This is a genomic window from Streptomyces sp. NPDC005483, from assembly GCF_040606035.1.
In the GTDB taxonomy this organism is placed as follows: Bacteria; Actinomycetota; Actinomycetes; order Streptomycetales; family Streptomycetaceae; genus Streptomyces.
The window spans coordinates 42296-52165 of record NZ_JBEXEA010000047.1; the positions used below are offsets into that span (position 1 = coordinate 42296).

General features: G+C 68.8%; 8 protein-coding genes. 5 read left to right on the top strand and 3 right to left on the bottom strand.

Annotated elements, in window-relative coordinates; genetic code table 11:
- Positions 1-329: 329 nt before the first annotated feature.
- A complete protein-coding gene (locus tag ABZT06_RS44810) occupies positions 330-3071 on the top strand; it encodes a LuxR family transcriptional regulator (RefSeq protein ID WP_355754363.1) in 2742 nt (913 codons plus the stop codon).
- Between the two features lie 34 nt (positions 3072-3105).
- Here the strand turns inward: ABZT06_RS44810 and ABZT06_RS44815 are convergent, their stop codons facing one another.
- Positions 3106-3921, bottom strand: a complete 816-nt coding sequence (locus ABZT06_RS44815) for an alpha/beta hydrolase (protein WP_355754344.1) — start codon at positions 3919-3921, stop codon at positions 3106-3108.
- A gap of 374 nt (positions 3922-4295) precedes the next feature.
- On the opposite strand from ABZT06_RS44815, the gene ABZT06_RS44820 reads away from it, so the two are divergent.
- Positions 4296-4766 (top strand): SsgA family sporulation/cell division regulator, encoded by a 471-nt coding sequence (locus ABZT06_RS44820; RefSeq protein WP_355754346.1) that lies wholly within the window; start codon positions 4296-4298, stop codon positions 4764-4766.
- On the opposite strand, the gene ABZT06_RS44825 is transcribed toward ABZT06_RS44820, so the two are convergent.
- A complete protein-coding gene (locus ABZT06_RS44825) occupies positions 4754-5659 on the bottom strand; it encodes a M28 family peptidase (RefSeq protein WP_355754348.1) in 906 nt (301 codons plus the stop codon). The genes ABZT06_RS44820 and ABZT06_RS44825 overlap by 13 nt on opposite strands.
- A 659-nt stretch (positions 5660-6318) precedes the next feature.
- Here ABZT06_RS44825 and ABZT06_RS44830 point away from each other — a divergent pair.
- The 3 genes from ABZT06_RS44830 (at position 6319) to ABZT06_RS44840 (ending at position 9032) form a co-directional block, all read left to right on the top strand.
- Positions 6319-7002, top strand: coding sequence for a lytic transglycosylase domain-containing protein (locus ABZT06_RS44830; protein ID WP_355754350.1), 684 nt, complete (start codon positions 6319-6321; stop codon positions 7000-7002).
- A 58-nt stretch (positions 7003-7060) separates the two neighbouring features.
- On the top strand, positions 7061-8026 hold the full coding sequence (locus tag ABZT06_RS44835) for a sigma-70 family RNA polymerase sigma factor (RefSeq protein WP_355754353.1): 966 nt from the start codon (positions 7061-7063) through the stop codon (positions 8024-8026).
- Between the two features lie 103 nt (positions 8027-8129).
- A complete protein-coding gene (locus tag ABZT06_RS44840) occupies positions 8130-9032 on the top strand; it encodes an alpha/beta hydrolase (protein ID WP_355754354.1) in 903 nt (300 codons plus the stop codon).
- A gap of 156 nt (positions 9033-9188) precedes the next feature.
- Here ABZT06_RS44840 and ABZT06_RS44845 read toward each other — a convergent pair whose 3' ends face one another.
- Positions 9189-9569 carry a DUF6009 family protein gene (locus ABZT06_RS44845; RefSeq protein ID WP_355754357.1) on the bottom strand — a complete coding sequence of 127 codons (381 nt, stop codon included), beginning with the start codon at positions 9567-9569 and terminating at the stop codon, positions 9189-9191.
- Between the last annotated feature and the right edge of the window lie 301 nt (positions 9570-9870).

The following is a 9870-nucleotide window of genomic DNA, read 5'->3' on the forward strand; positions in this document are numbered from 1 at the left end:
CTACTCTTCTGCGTGAAGGTGTGAAGGGCGGACGGCCGGACGTGTCACGAGCACAGCAGGCCCCCGCCGGGGATCGCACCGAGGAGTGCCGGGCCGCCCCACCGGCCGCGTTGTCCCCGGCGCAGCCGTCCGAAAGAGGTGTGCGGGCACACATCTCCCTCGAGCGGGGGCGACCGCAGCGGAGGCACCTGCCATCACGGCGGGGAGGGGCAGCAACGTACCCTCACAAAATGTTTTGGCGTGATCCATGCGCCTGGACGCGACAGCGTGCGGGCCGGACTGGTTCATCGGGAAGGGAGTGGGGGACGGTGGAGTCAGCGGTCAGGACAATGCTCGGACGGGACAGCGAGCGGGAGGTGCTGTCCGCGTTCGTGGCAGCACCCGGAGGCAGGGCGCTCGTGCTGCGAGGTGACTCGGGTGTGGGCAAGAGCGCACTGCTGGGACATGTGTCACAGCTCGCGGATGCCGAGCAGCACCGGGTGATCCGGGCGGCCGGGGTGGAGGCCGAGTCGGAGCTGCCCTTCGCCGGTCTGCACCAGGTCCTGTACCCCCTGCTGTCCTTCATCGACCAACTGGACGAGGTCCACCGCAAGCTCTTCGACGTCGTCTTCGGCCGGAGCGAGGGCACTCCCCCGTCGGTCATGACCCTCGGCATCGCCGTCCTCGACCTGCTCTCCCTGGCCGCCTCGCAGCACCCGCTGCTGCTGGTGCTCGACGACGGCCAGTGGCTGGACGCCTCCAGCACCGAGGTGATCGGCTTCGTGGGACGCCGCCTCACCGGCAGCTCGGTGAAGCTCGTCGTCGTCCTGCGGGCCGGGGTGCCCTCGGGCTTCGACACCGCCGCACTGCCGGAGCTGACGGTGGCGACGCTGTCGCAGACAGCCTCCGAGGAGATGCTGGACATCTACCACCCCGATCTCGCCGACCACGTCCGCCGGCTGGTCCTGGAGGAGGCGCAGGGCAACCCGCTGGCCCTGCTGGAACTGCCTCCGTATGTTCATGGCAACCGGACGGAACACACGGCCCAGGAGTCCTTCGGATACACCGGCATCCCCCTGCCGCAACGCCTGCAACAGGTGTACGGCGCCCGCATCAAGGCCCTGAGCGGCAGCGTCCGCGCGGAGCTGCTGCGCGGTGCCCTGGACGGTGTCGGGGCCGGTACGGCGGCCGGTCAGGCACGGGGCGGGCGGTACCGCATGACCGACGCCGATGAGGCCGTGGACTGCGGGCTGGTGGAGGTCGATCCGCTGAGTGGCGACTTCGTCTTCCGGCACCCGCTGGTGCGGTCGTCGGTCGTCCAGACGGCGACCCCGAACGAGCGGCGCGCGGCGCACGCCGTACTCGCCGACGTGCACCGTGACGACGTCGAGCGGCGGGCCACCCACCTGGCGGCCTCGACCGTCGACCCGGACGAGGAGGTTGCCGCCGCCCTGGAAGCGGCTGCCGAGTCCGCGACCCGGCGGGGCGGCGCGGTCGCCGCCGTGGCCTGGCTGACCCGCGCCGCCGAGCTCAGCGAGAGCCGCGCGGAGCGGTCCCGCAGGCTGGGCAGCGCCGCCTATGTCGCCGGGCACTCGGGCCGCCTGGACCAGGCGCGCCGGCTGGTCCGCGAGGGTACCGGCGCGGACACCGACGGCTCCCCGGACTCGGTGGTCGCCTCGGGTTATGTCGCCTTCTTCGAGGACGGCGACATCCGGTCCTCCCAGCACCAGGTCTTCGCCGCGATCGAGAGCATGCGCGATCGCGAGGTCCGGGCATCGGACGAGGTACTCACGCGGCTGATCGATCTGCTGCTGGCCATCAGCCAGTACGGCAGTGACGAGGCGTGGTGGCAGCGGGTCCACGAGCTGCTGGACAGCCTGGGCGACGCGGTGCCCGCGAACTCGCGTATTTACCAGGACGCGTGGGGCGACGTGGTCCGGCGCGGCGCGGGAGTGCAGGAACGGGTGGAGCGTGCCTTCGCCGACCTGCACGCGCTGCGGCCCTGGGACGTCACGCGGCTGGGCGTCGCCGCCTATCACGTGGACGCGCTCAGCCAGTACCGGCCGTATCTGCAGCGCACGGTGGACCGCGAGATCGAGACGGGCGCCATGGCCGACGCCATGACCATGCTGCATCTGATCATGCTGGACCAGATCACAGTGGGTGAGTGGGACGAGGCGGAGCGGACCGGGCAGCGGTGCCTGGAGCTGACGACCGCACACAAGCACGCGCTGTTCATCCACCACGCGTACGCCTATCTGGGGTTGTTGGCGGCGTTGCGCGGCCAGGTCGAATACGCCCGCGAACTCCAGGCCACCGTCGACGCCTGGGCCCGCCCCCGCGGTGTCGGCTTCCTCACCCAGATCACCGACGCCATCGGCACCACCGCCGCCCTCGCCGAAGGCGACTACGAGGCCGCCTACCTCCACGCCATCGGCATCACCGCACCCGGGACCTTCCGCCCCTACGCTCACCAAGCCCCCCGCACCCTTCTCGACCTCGTCGAAGCAGCTCTGCACACCGGCCGCACCCAGCAGGCCCACGAGCACGCTCAGGCCGCCCATCACTCAGGGCTCCCCCAGATTTCCCCCCGCCTGGCCGTGATCACCTACGGCGCCCTCGCCATGACCACCCCCGACCCCACTGAGGCCGACCACTACTACCACCAGGCCCAGACCCACCCCCAAGGCCACCTCTTTCCCTACGAACTTGCCCGTATTCACCTCGCTCACGGCATCCGCCAACGCCACACCCACGGCCCCAAGGTCGCCCGGCACTTGCTCACCCTCGCGGCCCAGACCTTCCAACGCCTCGGTGCAGCGACCTGGGCCGAACGTGCCCAAGCGGAACTGCGCGCCTCCGGCCTCGCCACCCGCGCGACCACTCCACTCCCCGAACTCACCTGGCAGGAACGTCGCATCGCCGACCTCGCCGCGAGCGGTCTGACCAACAAGGAGATCGGCGAACGCATGCACCTGTCTCCACGGACGGTCAGCTCACACCTGTACCGGGTCTTCCCCAAGCTCGGCATCACCTCCCGCGCGGCCCTTCGCGACGCACTGGGCAAAATTCCCGACGACCAGAACGTGTGAGTGAGTCCCCTCAAGGGCTCCCCGTGGGCGGTGCTCATGAGCGGTGTGCCCGCAGACCGTGTTCGCCGAGCCAGCCGAGCACGTAGTCCGCGACGCACCTCCATCCGCTGTCGATGACCAGAGAGTGTGCCCGGTCCGCGAACTGCTTGAGATCGGCTACGGCCAGCGAGTCTCCGTACCGCTTGTAGACCGCGCGTGTGGCGGCGTCGGGCGCCAGCAGATCCTCCTGTCCCGAGATCAGCAGCAGCGGTCCGTGGTCGGCGTTGGCCACGTCCGCCACGACACGTGGACCTGGCGCAGAGCCCAGGTACCCGAGGTCGGCGAGCAGCCTTCGGGGCGTCGGCACCACATAGCGATCGAAGAGCCGGGCCGACTCCTGCGCGCTGACCCTGTTCGCGAAGAAGCCGCGGAACTGCTCTGGGGACAGCGACACCGAAGAGTCGTGCACCGAGGAATCGCCGTCGTCGGTCTGGCCGGGCAACCACAGTCCGGACGGCGGGGCGGGCGGCGCGATGTCGTTGACCGGCACCGGGGCGATCGCCACCGCGGCCTGACCGATGTTGGCGCCGATGAGGTGCTGGGCGATCAGGCCGCCGACCGAGTGACCGATGAGCACGGGTGCAATATCGAACGAGTCTACAATTCTTGCGTAGTGGTCGGTCAGCAGGTCCAGGCCGACGTCGGCAAGCCGCTCGGGGGACTTCCGCATTTCTCCCACGGTGAGAGGCTCCCCCGGCCAGCCTGGTGCGAAGGAGACAAAGCCTCGGCTGGCGAAACGCTCTGCCCACGACTCCCAGGAGAGCGCGTGCAGCCACGCGCCATGGATGAAGACCACGGGGGTACGGTTCACGGCTGTTTCCTCCGAGCCAGACGATCACCCGGCACCGGCACACGGGCGACCGTTTCAGCATCGTTCAGGCGCAGGTCAGGGGCGACAGTCGAATGACTTAATGTTCATGGCCCGTGACGACTGCCGGAACCCGGCAGCCCGGGGCGGGCTCGCTGGACTGGTCGTCGCAGAGCTCCGGGCGGGTCGGGCCAAGCCCCGATCAGACCGTCATGACGCAGATACCGGTCCGTCTGAAGAGCCGACCGGGGATGCGTGCCACCGCGTTCGCCGCCGATGTAAGTGAAGTCGGGTCGGTCATATTACTTATGTACGTCGCTTCCGCGGCCGCCAGAGTGGATGAGACCAGCTTCCGCCACAGAGAGGGATCACTCGTCATGAGCGGCAACCCATCAGATCGACAGGTCCGCCGAACCACAGTGGACGGTCGCCACGAGCTGATCCTGGACATCGAGCGAGTACTGGACCTCTCCACCCGGCAGGCCGTGCGGGCCGAATTCCGCTTCGATCCGGAGGCTCCCTGGCTTGTGTCTGTGGAACTGGCCATCAAGGACGGTCCGCGCGTCCTGTGGCGGATCGGCCGTGATCTCCTCCATCAGGGGCTCGACTCGATGAGTGGTCTCGGCTCTGTCCAGATCTGGCCGTCACAGTCCGCGGGCCGGGCCACCGCGCGGCTGCAACTGGTCTCCCAGGACATGGCAGCCCTGTTCGAGCTGCCCGCACTGCCGCTGGCCGAGTGGCTGACGTACACGTACGAGCTAGTGCCCGCTGGCGACGAGCTCAGCGAGATCGACTGGGACGCCGAGTCTGCGAATCTGCTCCGCAGGCCGCAGGCTCACCGCGACTGATCGCGTTCAGCGCCGCTGTCCGGAGCCTGTGGTGCTCCACCCCGCCGTCCTCCGCGCCGTCCCGGGCGCGTCTGCGGCTCGGGCCACGAGGTGGCGGTCAGGGCGGTGGCCTCGGTGACGGCGGTCAGGCGCTCGTAGTCGAGGGTCCTCGGCACGTCCGTCGACCGGTGGTAGTGCGGATTGCGGAAGTTTGCGGTGTCCGTGAGCATCAGCGCGGGAACCCCACGATTCCAGAACGGCGCGTGGTCACTGCGTCCCAGGTGGTTGGCGGGTGGTACCGCGAGCCCGATGAGCAGGCCGAGCGGGCCGTCGGGCCGGGGATCGCGCAGCAGCAGGGCCCGGAGTGACGGGGAGGCCGCCGCGGCGGCCTGCTGCCATGTCCGTGCTGCCGCGGTCGAGGAGCGCCGGTGCACCACGAGGGCGAAGTCACCCCGGTGTCCGCTCTCCCGCACCGCGGTGGACGCCTCGGGAAAAACGCGCTCGAAACCGACGGGCAGTTTCTGGGTGCCGGGATCGTCCGCGAAATACCCGACGGACTCCAGACAGATCATCCCCCGCACGCCGTCGCCCCGGCTCAGTTCACGGGCTGCCTGACGGGCGCCGATCAGTCCGAGTTCCTCCATGTCGAACACGGCCAGCACGACGGGGGCGGGCAGGGGCGCCTCGGCCAGCAGGCGGGCTGTCTCCAGGAGGACCGCCACGCCGGAGGCGTTGTCGTCGGCGCCGGGACTGCCGCTGACGCTGTCCAGGTGCGCGCCGACCACCACGGCCGGGCCGGTGCCCGAACTGGGCAGCGAGGCGATGAGGTTCGCTCCGCGCAGGCGCCGGTGCAGGCGTGGTTTCAGGGCGAGCGCGCGGTGGCCGTGCCGGTCGGTCGAGCTGCCAGCGCACATCGAACGGCCGTCGCTCCACCAGCCAGCCCGCGGAGGTCAGTTGCTCGCCGACGTAGTGTTCGGCGCGCTCCATGGCCCGAGGCGCGCGCAGCCGGCTGCGGGGTTCGGCGGCGAGGAACTCCACGTGCCGGCGCAGCCTGGCGATGTCCGGGAGCGCGTGCGCGAACGGTGCTGAACCAGGCGTCGTCGTGGGGTCGTTCGTCATCCAGTGCTCCGGTCTGCGATGGCCATTTGGGACAAAGAGGAGAACCAGTAGTGCAGGTCGATTGTCTCCCTCCCTTTATGAACCTGCCGTGCCGTCAACCTCGTTGCCCCAGAGAAGACTCCTGCGCCAGGGATGTTCATGGACTGGCCCCGACGCAGGACAGGGTGGTCGTCCTCATGCTCTTCCCCGACATGAGGGCGACCGCTCCACCCAGCAGATCACACCTATCCGCGCCACAAGTGCCGACAGGTAGGACTCTTCCTAGACGTGTCGCCTCCGCCGAAAGGTTCAGCCCTCTGAGCCGTCGGCCGAGAACGTGTGTGAGCATTCACACCTCCCAAGACATTTACATGACCTCTCTGAAACGAAAGAGTGTTTTAATTCCAGCTTTCGGCAGCCCAGTTGTCCATCACAGCCGCGGCACTCGCCCGGGCACGCCCCGAAAGGAACACACGTGAGCCTCAGGTCGGTACGGGGATTCGCAGTGGCCTCCGCCACTGCGGTCACCGCTGTCGGAAGCGTCGTCGGCGTCGCCTCGGCCAGCACCGCTCAGACGAACGACGCCGAGGGGACAGCAGTCGGGACCACCCTTCTAGCGGAGATACCCGCGGGCGAGCAGGCCCAGACGCAGACCGCGTCACTGACGCAGCAGGCCAACGTCCAGGCCATCCAGGCGGACGCGAGCGCCAAGAAGGACGCCGAGGCATCGGCCCGCAAGGCTGCTGCCAAGTCAGCGATCGAGAAGAAGGAGGCCGCCGAGCAGGCGGCGAGGGAAGCCAAAGAACGTGCCGAGGCCAAGACGGCGGCCTCCCGTTCCGCCTCCAGCTTCCCCGTCCAGAGCTCCTACACGGTCGCGCAGATCCAGGCGATGGCCGCGCAGATGGTGCCCAGCGGTCAGTTCCAGTGCTTCAGCAACATCGTGAACCACGAGTCGAGCTGGAACTACCGGGCCGTCAACGCGTCCTCCGGCGCCTACGGCCTCTTCCAGGCCCTGCCGGGCTCCAAGATGTCGTCGGTCGGCGCCGACTGGCAGACCAACCCGGCCACCCAGATCAAGTGGGGCCTCAACTACATGAACAGCTCGTACGGCAGCCCGTGCCAGGCGTGGACGTTCTGGCAGGCCAACCACTGGTACTGAGCCCCACCGCGCACGCGGTTAGGGTCGAAGACACATGTCACGGCCGGGAGGGCAAGGTATGAACGGGATACCCGGAGACGTCGGCCCGGCGGAGGACGCGGCTCTGACCCGGGCCGCGCAGTCGGGCGACGTGTCGGCACTGGCCCTGCTGCTGGAGCGCCACCGGCCCGGCATGCGGGCGGTGGCGCTCAGTCTGTTGGGGCCTGGCCCGGACGTGGACGACGTCATGCAGGAAGCCGCACTGATGGCACTGCGCCGGATCGGGGACATCCGCGACCCGGAAGCCGTGGGGCCCTGGCTTCGCATGGTCGTCCGCAACTGCTGCCGCACGCTGCTGCGCACTGCCCAGCGGGTCGAACCCATGGAAGCGGTGCCCCTGACTGCCTCCGGCGCCACACCCGAACAGGTCCTGCAGACCCACGCGCTGCGAGACTGGGTCTGGGAGGCCGTCGAGGCGCTGACGCCGACGCTGCGCCTTCCCCTCGTCCTGCGGTACTTCTCCACCTCAGTCACTTCCTACCAGCAGATCGCCGAGGCCTGCGCGGTACCGGTGAGTACGGTGCGCAGTCGGCTGCACCAGGCGCGCGGCGCCCTCGCCCAGGCCCTCAGCGCCATCGCGGCCTCGGCGCACGACGACATGTCCCGCCGCACCGAGGCCAGTTGGCAGGAGGCACGCGAGACGCTCGCGGCGGCCGAGCGCGGCGAGTTCGGCAAGGTGATCAAAGACCGCTACTCCCCCGAGGTCTCGCTGCTGGCTGGAGGTCAACGGCTGGGCGGCACCGACCTCTTGCTGGCAGGGATGGACGGAGACCTCTCGGCTGGCGTACGTCAGCACCCTCTGCACGTGGTGGCCGGGCGGTCATTGGTCGTTTGGGAGATGGAGCTGATCAGCCCATCCGACCATCCGGACCACTGCCCGCCTGGTGTTGCCTGGATCATGTCGGTCGACGGTGGCCGTTTCGACCGGGTTTCGCTCTACCACACAGCCCGCCCGGCGCCGTCGAGCATGCCTGCCCCGACCTGAGACGGCAGGCCTAGTGACCCACATCACAACGTGGTGATAGAACTTCTCGGATTTCGGAGCGTCCTGTCGGTGTCATTGCCCCTGCGGAGTTACGGAGACCCCGATGAGCACCTCCACCACCCACACCAACCCACTATCCCTCGGCACTCACTTCTACCGGACCGGCGGAATAGTGCAGCGTTACCACGTGCACGGCAGCGGACCAGTGTGCGTGGCGCACTCGGGCGGTCCCGGCATCTTCTGGGAGTACCTGCGCATGCCGGCTCTCGAGGAGCACCTGACGATGGTGTACGTCGAACCGGTGGGCACGTCCGAGGACAGCCGACTCTCCTCGCACCCGCACGGCTACACCCGCGAGCGCTACAGCCGCTTCCTCCAGGTTCTGATCAACCGCCTCGGAGTGTCCAAGGTGCACCTGCTGGGGCATTCGCACGGCGCCTTCGTAGCCGCCTACCACGCCCTGCACCGCCCAGAGCAGGTGGCGGGCGTGGTGCTGTATGAAGGCGCCCCTGTCACCGGGCCCGAGCACGGTGCGGAGGCGGGCCGCATGGTGGAGGCGTTCGTTGCTAAGCACGCAGACCACCCGGGACTACCCGAGGTCCTGGCCGCGTTCGGGGCCATGTCCACCATCTCCAGCGACGAGCAGACGCTGGCGGTCGCGCGAGGCGTACTACCCTCCTACTTCGCCGACTACTGGGGCAATGAGGAGCGGCTGGCGCCCTATCGTGACGCGGTCCGGGCCACCCACATCTCCGGCCTGGACGAGAGGCTCGTTCCCGAGGTCATCGACGATCGCGCCGCCCTCAGGGGGTTGGAGCCGCCGGCACTAGTGATCGTGGGCCGTCACGATGTGATCTGCAGTCCCCGCTGGGGATCTGAACTGGACGAGCTGATACCCGACTCGCGGCTGCTGGTGCTCGAGAACAGCGGGCACATGGGCCACATTGAGGAGCCCGAATTGTTCGCGGAGGCGGTCCGTGCCTTCGTCCTGCGGACCAAGGCATAAGGCGGAAGCAGGTGGCGTGCGTCGGCTCCACAGGCCGACGCACGTGAACCCATGGCGCGCAAAAGACCGTCGTAGTAGTGGAGGACTGTCGCCGCGCCTCAGCAAACCCTGGAATGGGATGCCCCGGAACTCTCCCGGAGACCGACCGACAAGGGATCAGGGCGCTGACGCCACGACCACCGAGCCCGACTGGGAGCGGGGAGTCTTGGCTCCCGGCTTCTTCGGCTCGATCGTGCGCGGGTCGACGGCTTCGCCCGGCGCGCCCTCACAGTAGAGACCGTCGGGAAGGCTGTCCCGGTCGTGCGGCAGCAGGAAGAACACCCGGCGCTTGTACAGACCGCTGTCGGGGTCCGGTGAGGCGTCCTCGTCCAGCAGGGCATAGCCCACCATGCGGCCGTCGCGCGCGTACGGCGGCTTGGTGTTGCGCCGCCTGGTCTTGTCCAGCGCCTGACGGACGTAGTCGAGCCGTTCGAGGTTCTCCAGCCACACCACCTCGGCCTCGTGGATGAGGTCGCTCTCGGTCAACAGCGAACTCATGGCTGCAGCCCCTCCTTCGTCGGCGTGCTCCCCGGCCATGGGGGCATGTCCGGGCATCTGTCCGTATCGCTCCGGCCCGCTCGCCGCCACATGGCGGGCCGGTTTGTGGGGGCCACCGCGGGCGGGGCCTGGCCACCATCGTAGAGCGCACAGCGAGACCGTTGTAGGGCACCCGGTAGAGGCATATGCCCTACCCCAGCCATCATGAGTGCTCCAGCAGTCCGATGCCCGGGTAGTATTTCCGGCCATTCGACTTGATCATGTCGGTCGGCGAGGTCACACCCACCTCCTGGCGGACACG

Excerpts from the sequence above, each read along its gene's own strand:
- ABZT06_RS44810 (WP_355754363.1), top strand. The coding sequence starts at position 330 with ATGCTCGGACGGGACAGCGAGCGGGAGGTGCTGTCCGCGTTCGTGGCA.
- ABZT06_RS44820 (WP_355754346.1), top strand. The coding sequence starts at position 4,296 with ATGAGCGGCAACCCATCAGATCGACAGGTCCGCCGAACCACAGTGGAC.
- ABZT06_RS44825 (WP_355754348.1), bottom strand. The coding sequence starts at position 5,659 with ATGTGCGCTGGCAGCTCGACCGACCGGCACGGCCACCGCGCGCTCGCC.
- ABZT06_RS44835 (WP_355754353.1), top strand. The coding sequence starts at position 7,061 with ATGAACGGGATACCCGGAGACGTCGGCCCGGCGGAGGACGCGGCTCTG.
- ABZT06_RS44840 (WP_355754354.1), top strand. The coding sequence starts at position 8,130 with ATGAGCACCTCCACCACCCACACCAACCCACTATCCCTCGGCACTCAC.
- ABZT06_RS44845 (WP_355754357.1), bottom strand. The coding sequence starts at position 9,569 with ATGAGTTCGCTGTTGACCGAGAGCGACCTCATCCACGAGGCCGAGGTG.